We start from the raw sequence: 22,277 nt of genomic DNA on the forward strand, positions 1-22,277 counted from the left end.
GGTGTCAGTCTTTTTCATATGTGATTGTCAAAGAGAGCTAAACTGTCAGAAAACAGCTTTGCTTCGTATTTACGTATGTATCGATAGTCTGAATTGAGGATTGCAAATTAATGTACGGAGTCTTTGATGATTTTATAGTTTTTATGATTAACGACTGTTAGTGAATCCAGTTCTAAATCTCTATAGTTGTCCATAATGGTGACATCCACAATGACAGAGTTTTCATTCACTTTTTCAACTACACCTGTTAAACCATTTCTAAATTCGATCACATTTCCAATTTTTGCAATCTTCAACCGATCCCTCTCCTTTAAAAACAGATTTCATTCCCTATTAAAAAGTATTTTGCAATATTTTCATACCAATGTAAAGGATAAAGACGTTTTTGTTTCGTTTTCGTTGTATGCTTTCCTAACGGATGATATATTTAATATTTGATGATGGCTGTAAAGGAGCGGTTTATTTGACGGAAGAACAAATCCTCACAATACTTGAATCGTTACGAAATGGGACAGAAAAGCAAGTGACCATTCAAAAAGATGATTTTTTAACGTTTCGTTCGATCTTGGTGAATCAAGATGATTTTAAGTATTTTCGCGGGATTGCGAAACATGGTGGAGATGTTATTTTTGAATATCTTACAGAAGCAAGAAGCTAAAGCTTTTTCTCATGAATGAGAGAAAGCTTTTTTATTTTAGTTCTTTTGTCACACTTCAAACGAGCTTGATACATCTGAAAAGAAAATGTAATAACCCATAATCAGGAGCATAAGGATGATGATAGGCGGAAAAGGGGTCTTTTTAAGCGCTAACAATTCCAGTTGATACGCAATTCAACTAGGACATGCCATTTAATGACGGAATTTGGTTAGGCATGCAAATCTTTGTGCGTGAAAATAGAAGGAGCTCTTGTTAGAGTGGACAAGTATCTTACCGCCTACTTTAATTAAAGGAGGAATGAGGCGAATGATGAAAATTCATACCGCTCTTTTTGTCATCCTTATGCTAATCGCAGCCATGAAGATGGACAACATACAAGAGCAGCAAGGCACATTAAGTCACGAACTTTCACAAGCACCTGTTAAGCATGAGCTTTCATATATAGATCAAGATGAACACGATCAAGTCATCCCAGCATTTTCAGAGGAGAAGCGTCAGCCGAAAGTCAAAATGCTAAGTACGTCTTCAGAAAAAATGTCTTCAAAACCGAAGCAAAAGAAAAGAGTAAAATCAGAAACGACGAACGAGGAAAGCGCCAAACGCTATTCTAATGAGGAAATGGAACTGCTCTCACGATTGGTACATGCTGAAGCGAAAGGTGAATCTTACGCAGGTAAAAAAGCTGTGGCAAGCGTCGTCTTAAACAGGGTGGAGCATCGCTCTTTTCCTGACAGTGTCAAAGGTGTTATTTATCAGCGAAATGCTTTCCAGCCAGTATCGAATGGAAGTATTCATGATAAAGCAGATCAAGATTCTGTTAAAGCTGTGAAGCAAGTAGTGAAAGAACATGACAGAACAACAAAGGCCATTTATTTTTATAATCCCAAAACGGCAACAGATAACTGGATTCGTTCTCGCAAAATTGTAGAACGTATCGGTCGTCACGTATTTGCCGTATAAAGAATTGAAGCGATCAATCAGATCGCTCTTTTTTTTGTCTTCATTTATCAAAATATTTTCAGGACTTGTCTCATAGAATGTGAAAAGAATTTGCTTTAGATAAAGGGGAGGCTACATGAATCGATTTGTAAAAGGGGTCATTCTGCTATCTGTCGCAGCTTTCATTGCGGAGTGTATAGAGTTTTTAGTCAATATGATTTTAGCGAGAGAGCTTGGAGAACATGGAATGGGTCTATATATGAGTATCCTTCCAATCATCATGCTGGTCCTCGTGATTGCCAGCTTAGAGCTGCCAGTCTCCATTTCTAAATTCATTGCAGAATCGCATGAGCGGCTCCATAAAAGTATGCTCCGCCATGCGTTTAAAATGACGCTTGTGGTGACATGTACAACAACGGGGATCGCTGCGATTGTCCTGCCGTTCATTCCAGTGTTTCAGTCGTATCATCCGCTCATGAAAGGGCTTGTGCTGTCTCTTATTCCAATTATTGCGTTTACCTCGATTGCACGCGGCTATTTTATGGGAAAGCAGCAAATGGGCAGGATCGCTCTTGCCAATATGCTGAAGAAAACGATCCAGCTTATCTGCCTGTTTTTGTTCTTCCATTGGTATTCGTTTGATATTGAAACAGCGGTACTCATTGCCATCGGTGTCATTGTCGCGAGTGATCTTGTCGTCTTTATTTATTTATACTCCCAATACGTCATGGCGAAAAATGCTGTCCATGTCAGGTCTGTTGAATTAAGAGGAATTGACGTGAGAAAGCGCCTATTAGCTGTCTCCATTCCAACAACGGGCATGCGGATTTTTCATGCGATCGCAAATGCGATAGAACCGTTTTTAATCAAAGGTGCCCTTATTGCTGCAGGCATCTCTGGCACACTTGCTGTTGATCATTACGGCATGCTGGCTGGTGTCGCGATGTCGATCGGTTTTTTCCCTGCATTTATCGCTCATTCCATCATGATTGTGATGATTCCGAGTGTATCTGAAGCCTATGCTTTAGGTCAGTATGATCTTGTGAAAAAACGTGTCAGGCAGGCAATAATCATTACGTTTGGGTACGGGGTACCGGCAGTGATGGTGATGTATTATTTTGCTTATCCGCTCACACAGCTCTTTTTTGATTCACCGCAAGCTGCTGTCTACTTACAGCTGCTTTGGCCATACTTTTTATGCCACCTGTTTGTGATGCCATTTCAAGCGTGCTTAATCGGTATGGGGCTCATTAAAGATGTGTTCCTACATAATATATGGGTGCATGTCGTCTCGTTTTCAATGGTGTATTTTCTCGGGTCAATTGAAAGCTTGAATATGATGGGGGTTATATTAGGGATGAATACGGGCATGCTCCTCTTGACTGCACTGCATTATGCGACGATTTGTAAGGAGCTCGGCGTTTCCATGTTTCTTAGAATGAAAAAAGCTTGAATGTCCTCTTCGTCGAGCGGGCAAGCTATAAGAAAACTGGGAAGGAAGATCCTGATGAATCGTAAATATCTACCCGCCAGTCTTCTTATAATGACCCTGCTTCTATTACTCATAGGCAGCGAGGCTGAAGCGAAAGAGCCCGTTATGGCGCCAAGGATAGAGGCTCCTACATTAACTGGTGAAACGCAGATGATTCCGGCGAAAGGAAAAAAGACCATTTTGCATTTTTGGACAACATGGTGCCCGTCCTGCAAAATGGAGCTGCCCGTATTTGACCAGATCGTGAAAGAAAATCAGAGTGATGTTGATATCTTAACGGTGAATTTACTAGGGGCTGAACAAAGTAAACATGCGGTTGCCCAATTTGTGAAAGACAGAAAGTTTACATTCCCGGTCATACTAGATGAGCGAGGGGAAATGATGAAGAGATACCAAATCATCACCATTCCAACCAGCTTTTTGATAAATGAAAAAGGGGAAATTGTGAAAAATCATGTAGGTCCACTGACGAAAAAACAAATCAAGGAGTGGACGGATTTTTAGAACGAAACATGATTTCAAGAACCAAGGATCATTCCTTTGGTTCTTTTTTGTGTTCAATTGCTTTTCATCTGAATAAACTGTGCTCAGAAGAGATGAAAGGATCTACATCAATAATGATAATTATTATCAAAAAGAAATTATAATAATTATTAATTGAAAATCGGTCAGAACCTGTTATAATGAATAACAGACCTATAAAAAGCTTGAAATAGCAGAAAATATAGATGAAAAAAGGAAACGGGCAACAATTGATGATGTGAAAACCATTATCAATTAGAGAGGAGAAAACAATCATGAATGAGAATACAGCACTTTATCAAACAACAAATCAAAAGGAATCGAAATGGTCCCTTCATCAATGGACACAGCACGGAGAATTAATAGCAGCGGGTATCTCAGGGATTCTCATTTTGGTTGGATGGATGTTAAAGGATGAGAGCATGTGGAGTATTCCTTTATTTATCCTTGCGTTTATAATTGGAGGTTTTGCAAAAGCGAAGGAAGGAATTGAAGAAACCATTTCGTCTAAAAGCTTGAATGTTGAACTTTTAATGATTTTTGCAGCTATAGGCTCAGCAATCATTGGATATTGGGCAGAGGGCGCGATCTTAATTTTTATTTTCTCACTTAGTGGTGCGCTTGAAACGTATACATCAAATAAAAGCAAGAAGGATTTAACAGCTTTAATGAGCATCGCACCAGATGAAGCGACTTTCATTGAAGAAAATGGTACGACCATTCAAGTCTCTGCTTCATCATTAACACCAGGTGACCGTATCATGATCAAAGCTGGGGAACGTATTGCAGCAGATGGTGTGATTTTAAGCGGAAGAACAAGTGTGGATGAATCTGCGCTTACGGGCGAGTCTGTGCCCCAGGAAAAAGGGCAAGGCGAAGATGTGTTTGCGGGAACAGTGAACTTAAATGGTTCCTTAACAGTAGAAGTGACCAAACATAATGAAGAAACGCTTTTCCATAAAATTATTAAACTTGTCGAATCAGCTCAAGAAAGTGTGTCACCAAGCCAGGCATTTATTGAAAAATTCGAAGGTGCGTATGTAAAAGGTGTACTGATCACCGTCGCGATTTTAATGGTTCTGCCTCATTTTGTACTAGGCTGGAGTATGAGTGAAACCTTCTACCGGGCCATGGTGTTTATGGTTGTTGCATCACCTTGTGCGCTTGTTGCATCCATTATGCCAGCTGCTTTGTCACTGATCTCAAACGGCGCAAGAAACGGAATGCTTGTTAAAGGGAGCGTCTTTTTAGAAAAGCTAGGCACTAGCAGCATGATTGCTTTTGACAAAACGGGGACGATTACAAGCGGAAAGCCAGCTGTGGAGCAGGTGGTGATCGCTAAAGGACAAGAGGAAGCGGCCTTTTATCAGGCGCTTTATCAAATTGAAAGTCAATCAAACCATCCATTAGCGAAAGCGATCTCTGATATGGCACAAGAGCAACAAATAGAAAGATCAGCTCATGTCACCATTGAAGAAACCTCTGGTTTTGGTGTAAAGGCACAATTGAATGGAGAAACGTGGCGGATTGGGAAGAAAGACTTTGCTGGCAAGGCTTCAATGGACCGTGAGATTGAAGAGACAGGAGAGCATCTTTCTGAAAAAGGATATACAGTGGTGTATGTTCAAAAGGATCAAGAAGTCGTTGGGTGCCTTGGCCTTAAAGATCAAATGAGACCTGAAGCGAAGAAAATGATTCAAGAGCTGAATGATTTAGGCATCCAAACCGTCATGCTGACAGGAGATCAGCAAAAAACGGCTGAAGCCATTGCGCAGGAAGCCGGCATCCAAACGGTTGTTGCTGGGTGCCTTCCAGATGAAAAGGTACATGAGGTCAATCAACTTAAAAAACACGGTAATTCCATCATCATGGTAGGAGACGGAATCAATGATGCACCGGCACTCGCCACAGCAGATGTGGGGGTTGCGATGGGCGGAGGCACAGACGTGGCTTTAGAAACAGCAGATCTGATCTTAATGAAGAATAATTTAAATAACTTAACGAAGATGATCCGTCTTTCAAGAAAGATGAACCGAATTATTAAGCAAAATATTATTTTCTCATTAACGGTGATTTGTTTGTTAATTTGTGCGAATTTCTTACAAGTGCTTGATTTGCCTTTTGGCGTCATCGGGCATGAAGGAAGTACGATTTTGGTCATTTTAAATGGACTGCGTCTGCTTCGTGCATCTTAAGCAAATCATCATAGCGCACTTGGCTTCTGCCAGTGCGCTTTTGTGCGAAATAAAGCAAAAACTGATACAATAGATCAGTAGTAAAACGTGTGAGGAGGATCACGATGAACCGAATGAAGAGCTTGTCTTCTTGGCTAAAGGAAAAAGACATTCAAGGTGCATTTATACATACAAAGGAAAATGTGTTTTATCTATCTGGATACTTCACAGAGCCGCATGAAAGAGTAATGGGGCTGTTTGTGTTTCAAGAGGCAGATCCATTTTTTATTTTGCCTAAAATGGAAGTCGAGCAGGCGAAAAATGCTGGGTGGTCAGGCGATATCATTGGTTATGAAGACCATGAGAATCCATTTGATTTCATTCAGTCAGCAGTAGAAAAACGCGGTGTAAGAGCAACTCGACTTGCAATTGAAAAAGAGTCGATTCCGCTTCAAAGAGCAGAACAGCTTCAAGCTGCCACTGGGGCAGAAACTTTTGTCCGGGCAGAAGAAGAGCTCAATCAGCTAAGGCTGATTAAAGATGAATCTGAAATTGCTACACTGAAAAAAGCAGCTCAATTGGCAGATGAAGGGGTAAAAATTGGGGTGAACGCCTTAAAAGAAGGAGTCACCGAAACAGAAGTGCTCGCTGTCATTGAATATGAGCTAAAGAAAAAAGGCATTCAAGGCATGTCCTTTTCGACGATGGTTCTCTTTGGCGAAAAATCAGGAGAGCCTCACGGAAATCCAGGACAGGCAGCCTTAAAAAAAGGCGACTTTGTGTTATTTGACCTTGGAGTCATTGTTGATGGGTACTGCTCAGACATTACAAGAACATTCATCTATCAGGAAGCTTCTGATCAGCAAAAGGACATCTATCAAACCGTCCTGAACGCAGAAATGGCAGCACTAGAAATGAGTAAGCCGGGTGTGAGAATTGGGGACCTGGACTTAAAAGCACGCGGACTGATCACAGAAGCTGGATATGGGGACTATTTCCCTCACCGCCTTGGGCATGGTCTAGGGGTGTCTGTTCATGAGTTTCCTTCGATGAGCCAGGCAAATGATGATCTTCTCCAAGAAGGCATGGTGTATACGATCGAACCTGGGGTCTACGTCCCAGGAGTCGGCGGCGTCAGAATTGAAGATGATGTATTGATCACAGCAGACGGTCCAGTCACTTTAACCAATTATCCGAAAGAGCTGACGATCATCAAGTAATAAAAAAATCACGATGAACGTCCATGTCTTGGAAGTGTCATCGTGATTTTTTGTCACTCTTTTCGATCCTTATCAACAAAAAAATCATCAATTGATTCAAACGGTTTGATTTTATGTTCTTTTCCTAAAGGATGTAGTGCAAAACGAGCAGAAAACAAAACAGTCATACATAATATAATCCATATGATGAAACCCATCTTGAATTCCCCTTTCCATCCAGTGATTTGTTCAGCTCACATACATCTTAAAGTATGAAACGCTTACCATAGCAAGAGAAAGTAGGAGAAAAAATGGCAAACATAAGGGAGATTGCGAAAAGAGCGGGCGTATCTGTGACAACTGTATCACGTGTGTTGAATGATCATCCTTATGTCAAAGAGGAAAAACGAGAACGTGTTCTACATGCGATGAAAGAGCTCAAATATACGAGAAACATTCAAGCTGTCCATTTAGCAAAGGGCTATTCAAATATGCTTGGCATCGTTCTTCCGACGATTGAACACTCTTATTTCAGCGGCCTTGTCACAGGTATTGCAGAAAAAGCACAGGCGCACGGTATGCATTTTGCTTTATTTCAAACGGGGTATGATCCATTAAAAGAAAAAGAAGCGTTAATGAGTTTAAAAGAACGCCGTGTGGATGGTTTAATATTTTGTTCAAATGCGTTAAGTGATGGGCATATTTTAAAGTGGCAGGAATCTGGGCCGATTATATTTTGTCATCCCACGCCGCATGATACATGCTCAACAGTGTCAATTGCACATGATCAAGCATTTAAGGAAGGCCTGCATCATTTGGCAGCATGCGGCCATCAACGAATTGCGATTGTTCTCGCCAGAACAGAAGGAGCGAATAGCGAGTCGCGCCTTCAGGCTTATCAAGAAATGATGAAATCGCTCGGGCAGGAGATTGATGAAGAATGGATCATCGAAGGGAAACTAACACTTTTTGATGGAAAACAATTATTTACAGAGTGGCAGGAGATGAAGAATCGCCCCACAGCATTATTCATCACAAATGATGACGTATCAGCAGGCTTTTTATTAGAGGCGCAGCGTCATCATATAAAAGCAGAAGAAACTCCAGCCATACTGAGCTTTCAATTTAACCAATTAAGTGAGGCTTTGGGGATTTCCAGCATTGATATTCCGCTGAAACGAATGGGTCAGGAAGCGTTTGACTTGTTCGATCGAGCCATAAAGGGAGAGGTGCCAGAGAAAAGAATGCTGCCATTTCACCTGAACGAGCGATCAACCACCGTTTTCAAAAACAATCGTTGACGCACGTTTCATCTGTTTTGTACGATAAGAGGGATTGAATAAGAAGGAGGTGGGGATGTTCATGGAATCCTTCACCGTTGATAAAGCGTTAAATAATAATGTCATCATTGCAAGACACCCTTCTTTGGGCGAAGTAGTTCTGATTGGGAAAGGAATCGGCTTCGGGAAAAAATCGGGTGATGTTCTCGATCAAGATACATTTGAAAAAATGTTTGTCCTTAAAAATACAAAGGAACAAACAGAATATAAACAACTGCTTCACCACATTGATGAGAACATGATCGAGCTTGCCAATGACGTCATTTATCATATACGAGAAAAAATGGGACACCGTTTGAATGAGCATATTCATATTGCCCTGACTGACCATATTGCCTTTAGTTTTAAGCGGGTGCAGCAAGGATATGATATCACCAATCCCTTTATGCTTGAGACGAAGTCGTTGTATCCGAAAGAATACGAGGTCGCAAAGGAAGTCGTTGAGCTCATTAACGAGCGTCCTGATGTCGAAACAAAGCTGCCAGAAGGAGAGATTGGCTTTATTGCGCTCCATATTCACTCAGCTTTAACGAATCGGCCATTATCTGAGGTGAACCGTCATTCGCAGCTCATCACGCAAATGGTCCAAGTCATAGAAGATTCATTTCATATGAAAGTAGACAGAGAAAGTATTCATTATTTACGCTTATTGCGCCATATTACGTTTTCGATTGAGCGTATTAAACGGGAAGAATCTTTAGAGGAGCCAGAAAAATTGCTTCATCTATTGAAAAATGAATATCCTTTATGCTACAATACTGCTTGGAAAATGATCAAAATATTACAACATGCATTGAAAAAGCCTGTACAAGATGCAGAGGCTGTCTACCTAACCCTTCATCTGTACAGATTGACAAATAAAATTTCATAGTTTCCTTGAAACGTGTAACTGATTCGATCAGGCATGAGTGACTTAAGGTAAATACAGGATAAGATCCTGTTATTTGCGCAACCTTATATCACCATGCCTTTTTTTGTGTTTGAAAGTGAAATGTAAACGGTTAACTATGAAATGTATGTCAGGGAGCGTCCCGCTTGTATGTTGTAAGCGAAAATAAAAGGAGGTTCAACTAGTGTTTAAATCACTTTTTGGTGTGTTGCAAAAAATTGGACGAGCACTTATGCTTCCAGTTGCGATCCTTCCTGCTGCTGGTATTTTACTAGCACTTGGGAATGCGATGCAAAATCCGCAGCTGATCGATGTGGCTCAATTTTTAAGCAATGATACAATTCAGCTTGTTGCAAGCGTCATGGAAAATGCGGGGAACATTGTCTTCTCGAATCTTCCGCTCTTATTTGCTGTAGGGGTTGCCATCGGTCTTGCTAATGGAGACGGTGTGGCAGGGATTGCCGCAATTATCGGTTATCTTGTCATGAACGTAACGATGAGTGCCGTATTAATGGCCAACGGATCCATTCCATCCGATTCAATCAAATTGGCTAAGTTCTTTAAGGAAAGCCACCCAGCATATGTTAATATGCTCGGCATACCGACCTTATCTACCGGAGTTTTTGGCGGGATTATTGTCGGGGTATTAGCAGCTTATATGTTTAATAAATTTTACAAAATTGAGCTTCCGCAATATCTTGGCTTCTTTGCCGGTAAGCGTTTTGTTCCAATTGTTACATCTATTTCAGCACTTATTTTAGGGCTTTTGATGCTAGTCATTTGGCCGCCAATCCAAGGTGCACTGAACTCATTTTCAACAGGACTGCTTGCAGCGAATGAGCCGCTTGCTGCCTTTGTATTCGGTGTCATTGAACGCTCATTAATTCCGTTTGGTCTGCACCACATATTCTACGCGCCATTCTGGTATGAGTTCTTTAGCTATAAGAGCTTATCAGGAGATATTATCCGTGGTGATCAGCGTATCTTCATGGCTCAAATCAAAGATGGTGTTCAGCTGACAGCTGGTACATTCATGACAGGGAAATATCCGTTCATGATGTTTGGTCTCCCAGCAGCAGCACTTGCGATTTACCATGAAGCAAAACCAAAGAATAAAAAGCTTGTCGCAGGAATTATGGGATCAGCAGCCCTGACTTCTTTCCTAACAGGGATTACTGAACCACTTGAATTCTCATTCTTGTTTGTTGCACCAGTGTTATTTGCAATCCACTGTGTATTTGCTGGATTATCCTTTATGATAATGGATATTCTAAACGTGAAAATCGGTATGACCTTCTCAGGAGGATTAATCGATTTCTTCTTATTCGGTATCTTGCCAAACAGAACCGCTTGGTGGCTTGTGATTCCAGTTGGTCTCGCACTTGCTGCTATTTATTACTTCGGATTTAGATTCGCCATTCGCAAATTTAATCTGAAAACGCCAGGCCGCGAGGATGAAGCAGCTGACGGTGCAGATAGTGCTAAGTCTGAAAAGGGTAATGACTTACCTTATGAAATTCTTGAAGCAATGGGTGACCAAGAAAACATTAAACACCTTGATGCTTGTATTACGCGTTTACGTGTCACTGTTAATGATCAGAAGAAAGTGGACAAGGACCGCTTGAAAAAGCTTGGTGCTTCAGGAGTTCTCGAAGTAGGGAACAACATCCAGGCCATCTTCGGTCCTCGCTCTGATAATTTAAAAACACAAATGCAGGACATCATTGCAGGCCGCACGCCTCGTCCAGCGAAAGATCCTTCTGCAAAAGAAGAAGTCAGCCAGCAGGTCGAAGAGGTCATTGCAAAACCGCTTCAAAACGAACTAGGTGAAGAAATCTTTGCATCACCAATTACAGGGGAGCTTCATCCGATTACAGATGTACCAGATCAAGTATTCTCAGGGAAAATGATGGGTGACGGTTTCGCCATCTTGCCAACAGATGGAACGGTGGTTTCACCGGTGAAAGGGAAGATCTTAAATGTATTCCCAACGAAACACGCAATTGGCCTACAATCTGACGGTGGACTTGAAATTTTGATCCACTTCGGTATTGATACGGTCAGCCTCAAAGGAGAAGGATTTGAAGCATTTGTACAAGAGGGAGATCAAGTAGAAATCGGTCAAAAACTCTTAGAGGTTGATATTGATAAAATTAAGTCTGAAGTACCATCTTTGATGACACCAATTGTATTTACCAACTTAAGTGAAGGACAATTTATTGACCTTCAAGAATCCGGTGAAATCAAAGCTGGTCAAGAAAACATCATGAAAATTTCAAAATAATTTTCATAACTGCCGTTCTTGTTAGATGACAAGCCCGGCAGTATGATATAATATTGTGGATGTATTAATTGTATAAAAAGGAGATTGATAAAAATGGCTCAACAAACATTCAAAGTAACTGCAGATTCTGGAATTCACGCACGTCCTGCAACAGTACTTGTACAAACTGCTAGTAAATATGATGCTGATATCAACTTAGAATATAATGGTAAAACAGTGAACCTGAAATCTATTATGGGTGTAATGTCTCTAGGAATTGCGAAAGGTGCTACAATCACAATCTCTGCTTCTGGTTCTGATGAAAATGATGCACTTGCTGCGCTTAAAGACACAATGAAAAGTGAAGGCCTAGGCGAGTAATGCAACAACTGAAAGGAATCGGTGCTTCAGCAGGCGTTGCGATTGCAAAAGCATATCGTCTGGAAGAACCAGATTTAACAGTTCACCAAAAAGACATCAACGATCCAGAGACAGAAGTGAAGCGTTTTGAAGAAGCAATTCATGTTTCTAAACAAGAACTTGAAGCAATTAAAGAACATGCGCTAAAAGAGCTTGGCCAAGACAAAGCAGATATCTTTTCTGCACACCTTCTTGTGTTAAGTGATCCAGAGCTGCTAAACCCAGTAAAGGATAAAATCAACTCTGATAAAGTAAATGCTGAATTTGCTTTAAAAGAAACAGCGACAATGTTTGTTACGATGTTCGAAGCAATGGACAATGAATACATGAAGGAACGTGCAGCGGATATTCGCGACGTAACAAAACGTGTAATTGGACATTTGCTAGGCGTTGACATTCCGAATCCAAGCATGATTTCTGAAGAAGTGGTCATCATTGCTGAAGATTTAACTCCTTCTGATACTGCTCAGCTAAACAGACAATTCGTCAAAGGGTTTGCGACAGATATCGGCGGTCGTACTTCTCACTCAGCGATTATGGCAAGATCAATGGAGATTCCAGCTGTTGTTGGAACAAAAGAAGCAACAAAAACGGTGAAAAATGGTGATCTGATCATTGTTGATGGTATTAGCGGAGACGTCATCATTCAGCCTTCTGAAGATGAAGTGAAAGCGTATCAAAAAAAGCATGAAGACTATTTAGCTAAAAAAGCGGAATGGGCGAAACTGGTTGACCAGCCAACGGTCACAAAAGACGGCGTTCACGTAGAGCTAGCTGCAAATATCGGAACACCTGAAGATGTAAAAGGTGTGCTTGAAAATGGCGGCGAAGCAGTCGGATTGTACCGTACAGAATTTTTATACATGGGCAGAGATCAGCTTCCTACAGAAGAAGAGCAGTTCGATGCGTATAAAACTGTTTTAGAGAAAATGGAAGGCAAAGCAGTGGTTGTCCGCACACTAGATATTGGTGGCGATAAAGAACTCCCTTACTTGCAGCTTCCAAAAGAAATGAACCCGTTTCTTGGCTTTAGAGCGATCCGCCTTTGCCTCGAAGAACAGGAGATTTTCAGAACACAGCTACGCGCCTTACTTCGTGCAAGTACATATGGAAACTTGAAAATCATGTTCCCTATGATCGCGACGTTATCAGAATTTAGAGAAGCAAAAGCCATTTTACTTGAAGAAAAAGAAGCATTGGTTGCCGCTGGTACAGACGTATCCGATTCCATTGAAATCGGTATAATGGTAGAAATTCCATCAACAGCTGTCATTGCAGACCAATTTGCAAAAGAAGTGGATTTCTTCAGTATTGGAACGAATGACTTGATTCAATACACAATGGCTGCTGATCGAATGAACGAACGAGTGTCTTATCTTTACCAGCCTTACAATCCAGCGATTTTACGTCTGATTACGCTTGTTATTGAAGCAGCGCATAAAGAAGGTAAATGGGTTGGCATGTGCGGAGAGATGGCAGGAGATGAAATCGCAATTCCTCTTCTTCTTGGATTAGGATTAGATGAATTCTCAATGAGTGCGACATCTATTCTTCCAGCAAGAACTCAGCTAAGCAAGCTTTCTAAGGAAGAAGCGGCATCATTTAAAGAGCATATTTTATCACTTAGCACGACAGAAGAAGTGGTTGATTTCGTGAAGAAAACGTTTCAACATAACTAAGTGAATTCAAACCAGACAGTAACCCTGTCTGGTTTTTTTGTCGAATTTTATCATATTGGGTCATATCCGTCAGAGAGAAGGGCATTCTATAAGAAAAATGGAGGTGACCAGATTGCCTTTCTCAGACTATAAACCGGGTGATCAAGTATATGTGATTTATCGAAATCCACATGCAGCAAACGTAGCACAAATCAAAGAAGCAGAAATCGTTTCACATCCATACAACGAAGAGGAGCTTGCCCTATTCTTACTTGAAACGTACCATCCTTTAGCTCCAGATGATGCGGTCTTTCCGACATATGAAGAAGCAGAAGCTCTTTATCAAGATTTATTTGAATAAGGGAGATTTTAGAAAGGATAAAAGCCATCCTGCACGGTTAAAGTAACGGTATGAAAACCTATAAGGTAAGGATGTGCTAAATATGATCAAACCTTTTGTGCCCCAGCTTGTGTACATTGAACCACGGGCGTTAGAGTACCCGTTAGGACGAGAGCTGAAGGAAAAGTTCGAGGGGATGGGTATTGAAATAAGAGAAACGACTTCACATAACCAAGTAAGAAATATTCCGGGTAAAAATGACTTACAAAAGTATCGTAATGCGAAATCAACGCTTGTCATTGGTGTGAGGAAAACGTTGAAGTTTGATACGTCTAAACCATCTGCGGAGTATGCGATCCCATTTGCAACAGGCTGTATGGGGCATTGCCATTATTGCTACCTGCAAACGACGATGGGAAGTAAGCCATACATTCGAACATATGTGAATGTTGAAGAAATATTAGATCAGGCGGAGCAGTACATGAATGAGCGTGCGCCGGATATCACGAGATTCGAAGCTTCTTGTACGTCAGATATTGTAGGAATTGACCATTTGACACATACACTAAAGAAAGCGATTGAATACTTCGGCCAAACTGATCTTGGTAAGCTTCGCTTTGTGACCAAATTTCATCATGTCGATCATTTACTTGATGCAAAGCATAATGGCCGGACAAGATTCCGTTTTAGCATCAATGCGGATTATGTCATTAAATATTTCGAACCTGGAACATCACCGCTTGATCAGCGGATTGAAGCGGCTGTCAAAGTCGCAAAGGCAGGCTATCCTCTTGGCTTTATTATTGCCCCAATTTACATTCATGAAGGCTGGCAGGAAGGGTATAAAGTTCTTTTTGAAAAGCTAGATGCAGCCCTTCCTGAAGATGTGAGGCACGATATCACCTTTGAAATGATCCAGCATCGTTTTACAAAACCAGCGAAGCGTGTCATCCAAAAAAACTATCCGAAATCAAAATTAGAATTAGATGAAGAAAAAAGAAGATACAAGTGGGGTAGATATGGGATTGGGAAATATATCTATCAAAAAGATGAGGAACAAGAGTTAAGACAGACTTTAGAATCATATATTGATCGGTACTTTCCGTCTGCGAAAATTGAATATTTCACTTAAAGCAAGCCTTTAGGGCTTGTTTTTTCTATTTAAATTTTCTTGCAACTATTGAATGCGGTACTAATTTTGCCGATATACAAAATAAGAAACGTAGGGGTGATGAGATGTTTAAGAAACTTCAAGTAAGAATAGCTGTTTTTATCTCAGTTATTTTAATTTTAACCGTCGTGGCCGTTCAAGTTGGTTCTAACGTAGTATTAACACCACTTATTGAACGAGATGCAAAAACCACCACAGCAGCAATGACCGAAAACATGAAAGACATCATTACAGAAAAGCTTGATAATTACGCCAATACAATTAATAAACTGGCAACAAGTTCACTGGCTGAAAATTTTGCGCAAAAACAAACAAAACAAACATTAGCTTTTGAAAAAGATGAACTAAAAAACATGCAGGAACAGGATAAACTTATTTCGTTTGCCTATATTGGAACTAGTGATGGCAAAATGTTCTCTTTCCCAGAGTTCGATCTTGGCGAGGGGTATGATCCATCTAAACAAAATTGGTTTGTCCAAGCAGCTGAAAAGCCTGATCAGGTCGTTTGGACCAATCCATATATCGATGAAGCAACGAAAGAAACGGTTGTCTCAGCCACTAAAGCAATTGTCCGAGATGGAAAGGTTGTTGGAGTCGCTGGACTTGATCTGAAGCTGTCTTCCATACAATCCTATGTAAAGGAACAAAAGATCCCTTATATGGGTACCGCTTTCTTAGTTGATGGCAAAGGAACGATTTTGGCGCATCCAAAAGAGCAAGGAAAAAACATATCAAAAGTTGCTTCTGTGAAAAAAGCAATCGACAATTCAGGTATTGATGACAGCAAAGAACTGACGGTTATATCTAAAATCAAAGAAGCCGATTGGACGGTTGGTGTTAGCTTTGAGAAAAAGAAACTGCTTTGGATTACAGAACAAATGAATCAGACAAGTATCATTATATCCGTCATTGCTATTATTCTTGCGATGATCCTCAGCTTCTTATTGGCAAGAAGCATTACAACGCCAATCAAGCGTCTAACAGGGCATGTGCGTAAAGTGTCAGAAGGCGATTTAACAAGTACGCTTGAAGTGAAGTCCAAAGATGAAATTGGTCTCCTCACGAAAAGCTTTAATCAAATGATAGAGGACATTAGAGAGTTAATTGAAAAAGTGAAAGGGGCTTCAGACCAAGTAGTGACATCAACGGATGAAGTCACACAAATTTCAAATGAAACCTTGCTGTCGAGCGAACAGATTGCAACCGCCATTCAAGAGGTGGCAACAGGGGCATCTAAGCAGGCATCAGATGCAGAAACAATTAATGAGAAATCAGAGCAATTGTATGAGAAAGTGCGCCATATGGGTGAGCTTGCCTCACAAATGCAAACCAACTCAAAATCATCTGAGGATGCAAGCTATAAAGGGCTTGATGCACTTGGTGTGCTCGTTCAAAAATCAACACAAGCGAACGAAGAATCGAAAAAGGTAGAGCAAATGCTGCTAGACCTTGAGCATAAAACGAAAAATATCGAAAACGTGGTGACAGCCATCTCTCAAATCTCGGATCAAACGAATTTACTTGCACTGAATGCAAGCATTGAAGCAGCGAGAGCTGGAGAAAGCGGACGAGGATTTGCTGTTGTTGCAGAAGAAGTCAGAAAGCTTGCTGAACAATCTGCGCAATCAACAAAACACATTAGTGAAACCGTCAAACTCATTCAAAATGAATCGAAGAAGGCGGCTGAAGCGATGACAGCAGCAAGTAAGATGAATGAGGAACAAGGTGACGCCATTAATGCAACAGGTGAGGCACTGAGCAGCATCACAATGGAAATGCAGGCACTTGTCGGTACAATCGACAGCATTCATACACAGATCAATGAAATGACAGAAGAACAGCAGAAGATGAGTGACTCCATTCAAAGCATTGCTGCAATTTCAGAAGAATCGGCGGCTTCAGCTGAGGAAGTGCATGCGTCTACAGATGAACAAGTCCAAGTTTTAGAAAGAACGAAAACCTCGACTGAAATGCTGAACGAATCCAGCAATGCATTACGTCAGGCAGTAGATCGGTTTAAGCTGTAAAGAAGCGGAAAGGAACCTTGCGACGTGAGCAAGGTTCTTTTTGTATGATAAAATAAAGCAAAGGAGGTGTTGACATGAATGTCAATTTATCTGGAAAAAAAGCATTGGTCACTGCAAGTAGTCAAGGTATCGGAAAAGCGATTGCCTTTGCTCTAGCAAAAGAGGGAGCAGATGTGATGCTTTCAGGAAGACATGAGCACACGCTGACAGAAACGGTGAAAGAATTATCTCCGCTTGTAAAAGGAAAGCTGACTTATCAAGTATGTGATGTGTCTGACGCGCAGCAAATCAAGGCGCTAGTTCAAGCGGCAGCTGGTGATGAGAAGTGTGTAGACATTCTTGTGAACAATACAGGCGGGCCTAAAACAGGGACGCTTGAAACCTTAACAGATGAAGACTGGATGGAATCATTTCAGCTTCATTTACTCAGCTATATTCGATTATTAAAAGAGGCCTTGCCTTATTTGAAAAAACGCGGTGCACGCGTGTTAAACATTGCGTCTATGTCAGTAAAAGAACCGATCCCAGGCTTGATGTTGTCAAATACTTTTAGACCGGCTATTGCCGGCTGGACAAAAACAGCCGCTCAGGAGCTTGCTAAGGATGGGATTTTGATTAATACGTTAGCCCCAGGGAAAATTGAAACAGACCGCGTCAAACAGCTCGACAAGCACCGCGCGCAGGCAGAGCACCAAACGGTTGAAGAAATCAAAGCACAGGCTGAACGTACGATTCCGCTTGGCCGTTATGGGCAGCCAGAGGAATTTGCAGCATATGCAGCCTTTCTTTTATCTGAAGCCAATACATATATGACAGGTCAAACACTTATCATTGATGGTGGATTGACAAAGTCTCTTTAAGGAGGAACAAGTGATGACACAAATCAAAACAGTTGGTTTTATTGGAATTGGTGTAATGGGACGCAGTATGGCTGAACATTTAATGGATGCAGGTTATGAAGTTCTCGTTTATACAAGAACAAAAGCGAAAGCAGATGCACTCATTCAAAAAGGCGCATCATGGAAGCCGGAAGTGAAGGAAATTGCACAACATGCAGATGCTGTCATCACAATGGTAGGATATCCATCAGATGTAGAAGAAATCTATTTAGGTGAAGAGGGGCTTGTGGCACATGCTACGCCTGGTACTTATCTGATAGATATGACGACATCGAAGCCTCAGCTGGCAAAAGAAATTGAAGTGAAAGCGAAAGAAAAAGGGCTGTTTGCATTAGATGCACCAGTTTCTGGCGGAGACGTAGGCGCAAAAAATGCAACGCTTGCGATCATGATTGGCGGAGAAAAATCAGCCTATGAAGCGTGTTTGCCCTTATTTGAGAAAATGGGCGAAAACATTCAATATCAAGGACCTGCAGGAAGCGGCCAGCATACCAAAATGTGTAACCAAATTGCGATTGCAGCAGGCATGGTAGGTGTCGCAGAAGCTATGGCCTATGCCGAAAAATCAGGACTTGATCCAGAGCACGTGCTCAAAAGCATCACAACGGGTGCGGCAGGAAGCTGGTCCTTGTCAAACCTTGCACCAAGAATGCTGAAAGGTGATTTCGAGCCAGGGTTCTACGTGAAGCATTTTATTAAAGATATGGGCATTGCACTTGAAGAAGCAGAGCTGATGGGAGAAGAGATGCCTGGGCTCTCACTTGCGAAGTCACTTTATGAGAAGCTGCGCGAACAGGGCGAAGAAAATAGCGGCACACAAAGTATATATAAATTATGGGTGAAATAAAAAAGCCTGTCCTACTTTGGGACAGGCTTTTTAGATAACTTATTTTCCGATGAATTGCTGCGTCCAGTAGTTGCCAGATTTCACATAACCAACACCGATATGTGTATAGTTTTTGTTTAAGATATTGGCTCTATGACCTTCACTGTTCATCCAAGCAGTCACCACTTCTTGTGGAGATCTTTGACCTTGGGCAATGTTTTCACCTGCTGTTTTGTAAGTGATCCCGAATTTCTTCATTTGATCAAATGGAGATCCGTAAGTTGGGCTTGTATGAGAGAAATAGTTTTTATCTTTCATATCTTGAGATTTTGCACGAGCAGATTTGCTTAGCTTTGAATCAACAGAAAGTGCTTTTAATCCTTGCTTTGCACGCTCTTTGTTTGTAAGCTCAACGACTTCTTTTTCAAATGCATTCAAGCTGCTGTCTGCTTTTGCTGTCGTTGTGTCTTTTTGATCAGCTTTTGTATTGTTGTTTGTATTTTGTTTTGCTGGCGCACTTGGTTTAGAAGCAGTAGGTTTTTTCACTGATTCTTGTTTTTGTTCATTTTTTGCTTTGTTTACTTCTTTTACCACTTTTGTGCCAGTAACAGGTTGCCCGCTTTTGATCAGCTTGTTTAAAAGAGCTTCGATCTCTTTTTGATTCGACTTGCTTAGCTTGTTTACATCTGAAGAGATATGTAATTTTGTAGCTAATGTATGAAGATCAATGGTTTGATGCTTTACATGTATTACTTGTTTCAGGTTAAGCTCCTTCGCATCAGCTGAATGTCCCCCAGTGAACGTGATGAGTGCAGCAGCCGTTAGCGCTGAAAAAAAGAATGATTTCTTCTTCATATTGTAACTCCTCCTAAAATCTTTGTTTTGTTTTCTCACAGAAAATCATAACATGGACTTTTTGTTATAAACGTACCAGCATCCTCCATTGACAATGCCTGTTTGTCATTTTTGTTAAAGTCACAAAAAAACCCGCCTCATATCAAAGGATAGGGAATTCTTCCATTTAATGAAAACGACATAAACATACCAATATTTTAAAGTGTTAGTATATTTTTTTGCATAATAGGGATTGACAGCTTTTTTTCGCTTGTTTCGCTGTAACAACTATTACAAAAGTGTTACAATAATGAGTGGTAATTGTAAAAGATTGAAAGGATGAGAGGAGCTACATAAGTGGGAGAGAAACAGCATCAAGGTGGTGCCGAGCAGAAAAAATTCAAGCGCCGGAACGCCTGGAGGATTAATCTCTTTTTCTTCGCTGTCTTTAGTTTGTTTGCTGTGCTTGTGATCAAGCTTGGTGTACTGCAAATCGTCAATGGTGAGGATTATAAAAAGCAGGCTAACCGAACAGAGGTCAAAACAGCATCATACCCGTCACCAAGAGGAAAAATGTATGACGCGAGAGGAAGAATCGTCGTTGATAATGAAAGTGTACCTGCCATCGTTTATACATCAGAAAGCGGTGTAAAAGCGAAGGATAAGATTAAGGTAGCAAGAAAACTTGCGACTTATATAAAAATGGATACTGATTTTTTGAGAGAGCGTGACATTCGAGATTTTTGGCTGGCAAGCCATCCGAAAGAAGCGGATAAGCTCATTTCAAAAGCAGAGCAAAAGAATCTTAAAGCAAAAGATGTCTATCCGCTTCAAGTAGAGCGCGTGCCTAAGGAAGAGGTCAAGGCGATCGAAAAAAATGCAGAGGAAAAAGCAGTTGCAGCGATCTATCGTCGATTTACAGGCGGATATGCCTTTGAGCCTCAAATCGTGAAAGCAATGGACCCAAATGAAGAGAAAAAAGGGGACGAAAAAGTTGCTTTACTCGATGAAACAAAAGAGTCAAAGCAGGCATCATCTGTGAGTTTGACCTATGAAGAGATTTCACTTGTATCAGAGCATCTTGATGAACTGCCTGGTGTGAATGTCATCAATGATTGGACAAGAAAATATCCGTATGAGAAGACCCTTTATAATGTACTTGGCGGTGTGACCACACCAGAGCAAGGGATTATAAAAGAGCGTGAAGATTACTATATGGCAAGAGGCTACTCACGTAATGACCGAGTAGGGAAGAGCTATTTAGAGTATCAATACGAGGATTTTCTGAACCCGGAGAAAGCGACCGTTCAATATACTCAGGTTGGCGGGAAGCTGCTCGATGAAATCAAGCGGACAGAGGGACGAAGAGGACTTGATCTTGCACTGACATTTGATATGGAGCTGCAAAAGGAAGTCGACAAGATCGTCGAATCAGAGCTTAGATCCGCTAGTGCGAGAAACTATATGATGGACCGTGCATTTGTCGTGATGATGGACCCTAACACTGGGGATGTTCTCGCGATGTCTGGCAAGAAAATGGACGGCAGAGACGTCACTGATTATGCCATCGGAACATTTACGACCCAGTACGAAATGGGCTCTGTAATCAAAGGAGCCACAGTACTTGGCGGTTATCAGGACGGAATGTCGCACAACCAATCCTATATGGATACACCGCTCTACTTTGCAGGGAGTGGTGGAAAGCCGAAACGGTCATACAAAGTTCTTGGATGGGTCAATGATCTACAGGCTCTCCAAAAAAGTTCCAACGTCTACATGTTCCAAGTAGCGATGAGAATGGCGGGCATCATTTATCAAAAGGATGGTCCGTTACCGGCAAGACCTGAGCACCTGCAAAAAATGAGAAACTACTATGCGCAATTCGGCCTCGGCGTGAAAACAGGGATCGATTTGCCGCAGGAATCAAGCGGGATGCAGACACATCCGAAGACGGTCGGCGGACTTTTGCTCGATGAAGCAATTGGGCAGTATGACACGTATACACCGCTTCAAGTTGCCCAGTACATGTCAACGATCGCCAATGGAGGAAATCGCGTTCAACCAAGAGTGGTGAAAAGCGTTCACCTTCCAACGAAGAAGGATGAAGTAGGCCCAGTCGTGAAAAAATATGAGCCGAAGGTATTGAACACGATTAACAATTCGAAAGCAGATATTGACCGCGTCAAAATGGGACTGAAAATGGTCACATCGACCGGCGGTACTGCCGCTGGCCGCTTTGGTCAGCATGATGTCTCAGGAAAAACAGGGACGGCCCAAACCTTTTACTATGGTGCTAACCGCAGCTGGTGGGGAAACCCCACTTACAATTTAACCTTTGGAGGATATTATCCATCGTCCAATCCAAAAGTAGCTTTTAGTGTCGTGACACCTTATGTCTCAGACAAAGATTCCGTCATTAAAACCATCCCAAGTAAAATTATTGATAAGTACGTTGAATTACAAAAGAAATACGAAAAGCAGTAAACAGCAGAGAGCACATCAAGAGAATGTGCTCTTTTTTGCTGAAAATATGGACGTTTCCCTCGATGACGGAAGGAAAATACGGGTTTTCTAGCGAATCTTTTTTATACATCAATCTAAGGACAACCCTAAAAAATGAAAAGG

20 protein-coding genes are annotated in these 22,277 nt (G+C 41.3%); 17 read left to right on the top strand and 3 right to left on the bottom strand.

Translation table 11 applies throughout. From position 1 onward, the window contains the following. Nucleotides 1-107: 107 nt before the first annotated feature. Nucleotides 108-296: a YkvS family protein gene (locus MHH41_RS06525; RefSeq protein ID WP_003211747.1), complete on the bottom strand. Its 189-nt coding sequence runs from the start codon at nt 294-296 to the stop codon at nt 108-110. Between the two features lie 167 nt (nt 297-463). Between MHH41_RS06525 and MHH41_RS06530 the strand changes: the two genes are divergently transcribed. The 6 genes from MHH41_RS06530 to MHH41_RS06555 all read left to right on the top strand — a co-directional run bounded on the left by MHH41_RS06530 (nt 464) and on the right by MHH41_RS06555 (nt 7,006). Next, nucleotides 464-658, top strand: a complete 195-nt coding sequence (locus MHH41_RS06530) for a hypothetical protein (RefSeq protein WP_044139794.1) — start codon at nt 464-466, stop codon at nt 656-658. A 307-nt stretch (nt 659-965) separates the two neighbouring features. Beyond that, complete coding sequence (locus tag MHH41_RS06535; protein WP_003211234.1) at nt 966-1,619, top strand: cell wall hydrolase; 654 nt, start codon at nt 966-968, stop codon at nt 1,617-1,619. Nucleotides 1,620-1,734: 115 nt separating this feature from the next. Then, nucleotides 1,735-3,051: a polysaccharide biosynthesis protein gene (locus MHH41_RS06540; RefSeq protein ID WP_050945162.1), complete on the top strand. Its 1,317-nt coding sequence runs from the start codon at nt 1,735-1,737 to the stop codon at nt 3,049-3,051. Between the two features lie 54 nt (nt 3,052-3,105). Next, nucleotides 3,106-3,594, top strand: a complete 489-nt coding sequence (gene stoA / locus MHH41_RS06545) for an endospore biogenesis thiol-disulfide oxidoreductase StoA (protein ID WP_050945161.1) — start codon at nt 3,106-3,108, stop codon at nt 3,592-3,594. A gap of 293 nt (nt 3,595-3,887) precedes the next feature. Further along, nucleotides 3,888-5,807 (top strand): heavy metal translocating P-type ATPase, encoded by a 1,920-nt coding sequence (locus tag MHH41_RS06550; protein ID WP_212045806.1) that lies wholly within the window; start codon nt 3,888-3,890, stop codon nt 5,805-5,807. A gap of 104 nt (nt 5,808-5,911) precedes the next feature. Beyond that, a complete protein-coding gene (locus MHH41_RS06555; protein WP_003211922.1) occupies nt 5,912-7,006 on the top strand; it encodes a M24 family metallopeptidase in 1,095 nt (364 codons plus the stop codon). A gap of 53 nt (nt 7,007-7,059) precedes the next feature. Here MHH41_RS06555 and MHH41_RS06560 read toward each other — a convergent pair whose 3' ends face one another. Next, nucleotides 7,060-7,203 carry a hypothetical protein gene (locus MHH41_RS06560; RefSeq protein ID WP_003211556.1) on the bottom strand — a complete coding sequence of 48 codons (144 nt, stop codon included), beginning with the start codon at nt 7,201-7,203 and terminating at the stop codon, nt 7,060-7,062. 93 nt (nt 7,204-7,296) lie between these two features. Between MHH41_RS06560 and MHH41_RS06565 the strand changes: the two genes are divergently transcribed. From MHH41_RS06565 to MHH41_RS06610, 10 genes are all read left to right on the top strand, one after another. After that, nucleotides 7,297-8,286: a LacI family DNA-binding transcriptional regulator gene (locus tag MHH41_RS06565; protein ID WP_212045807.1), complete on the top strand. Its 990-nt coding sequence runs from the start codon at nt 7,297-7,299 to the stop codon at nt 8,284-8,286. Between the two features lie 55 nt (nt 8,287-8,341). Continuing rightward, the gene (gene glcT / locus MHH41_RS06570) at nt 8,342-9,196 is read left to right on the top strand and encodes a glucose PTS transporter transcription antiterminator GlcT (RefSeq protein ID WP_003212366.1); all 855 of its coding nucleotides are present in this window, start codon (nt 8,342-8,344) and stop codon (nt 9,194-9,196) included. Between the two features lie 202 nt (nt 9,197-9,398). After that, entirely contained in the window at nt 9,399-11,498 is a 2,100-nt protein-coding gene (gene ptsG / locus MHH41_RS06575; protein ID WP_106067350.1) for a glucose-specific PTS transporter subunit IIBC, read from the top strand. A 93-nt stretch (nt 11,499-11,591) separates the two neighbouring features. Further along, nucleotides 11,592-11,858 (top strand): phosphocarrier protein HPr, encoded by a 267-nt coding sequence (locus MHH41_RS06580; protein WP_003211078.1) that lies wholly within the window; start codon nt 11,592-11,594, stop codon nt 11,856-11,858. Then, nucleotides 11,858-13,576 (top strand): phosphoenolpyruvate--protein phosphotransferase, encoded by a 1,719-nt coding sequence (gene ptsP, locus MHH41_RS06585; protein WP_106029802.1) that lies wholly within the window; start codon nt 11,858-11,860, stop codon nt 13,574-13,576. The genes MHH41_RS06580 and ptsP overlap by 1 nt, the downstream gene beginning before the upstream one ends. A gap of 97 nt (nt 13,577-13,673) precedes the next feature. Continuing rightward, the gene (locus MHH41_RS06590; protein ID WP_044331928.1) at nt 13,674-13,916 is read left to right on the top strand and encodes a transcriptional regulator SplA domain-containing protein; all 243 of its coding nucleotides are present in this window, start codon (nt 13,674-13,676) and stop codon (nt 13,914-13,916) included. 82 nt (nt 13,917-13,998) lie between these two features. After that, entirely contained in the window at nt 13,999-15,027 is a 1,029-nt protein-coding gene (splB, locus tag MHH41_RS06595) for a spore photoproduct lyase (RefSeq protein WP_212045808.1), read from the top strand. Between the two features lie 104 nt (nt 15,028-15,131). Continuing rightward, nucleotides 15,132-17,093: a methyl-accepting chemotaxis protein gene (locus MHH41_RS06600; RefSeq protein ID WP_340865968.1), complete on the top strand. Its 1,962-nt coding sequence runs from the start codon at nt 15,132-15,134 to the stop codon at nt 17,091-17,093. Between the two features lie 74 nt (nt 17,094-17,167). Then, nucleotides 17,168-17,953 carry an SDR family oxidoreductase gene (locus tag MHH41_RS06605; protein ID WP_137054704.1) on the top strand — a complete coding sequence of 262 codons (786 nt, stop codon included), beginning with the start codon at nt 17,168-17,170 and terminating at the stop codon, nt 17,951-17,953. Between the two features lie 13 nt (nt 17,954-17,966). Further along, complete coding sequence (locus tag MHH41_RS06610; RefSeq protein WP_003211880.1) at nt 17,967-18,839, top strand: NAD(P)-dependent oxidoreductase; 873 nt, start codon at nt 17,967-17,969, stop codon at nt 18,837-18,839. Nucleotides 18,840-18,878: 39 nt separating this feature from the next. On the opposite strand, the gene MHH41_RS06615 is transcribed toward MHH41_RS06610, so the two are convergent. Then, nucleotides 18,879-19,673, bottom strand: coding sequence for a CAP domain-containing protein (locus tag MHH41_RS06615; protein ID WP_340865971.1), 795 nt, complete (start codon nt 19,671-19,673; stop codon nt 18,879-18,881). Nucleotides 19,674-20,009: 336 nt separating this feature from the next. Here MHH41_RS06615 and MHH41_RS06620 point away from each other — a divergent pair, with 336 nt between their 5' ends. Continuing rightward, nucleotides 20,010-22,136 carry a peptidoglycan D,D-transpeptidase FtsI family protein gene (locus MHH41_RS06620; RefSeq protein WP_050945152.1) on the top strand — a complete coding sequence of 709 codons (2,127 nt, stop codon included), beginning with the start codon at nt 20,010-20,012 and terminating at the stop codon, nt 22,134-22,136. The last annotated feature ends 141 nt before the right edge of the window (nt 22,137-22,277 follow it).

The organism is Bacillus sp. FSL K6-1145, assembly GCF_038003425.1.
Taxonomy (GTDB): Bacteria; Bacillota; Bacilli; order Bacillales; family Bacillaceae; genus Bacillus; species Bacillus pumilus.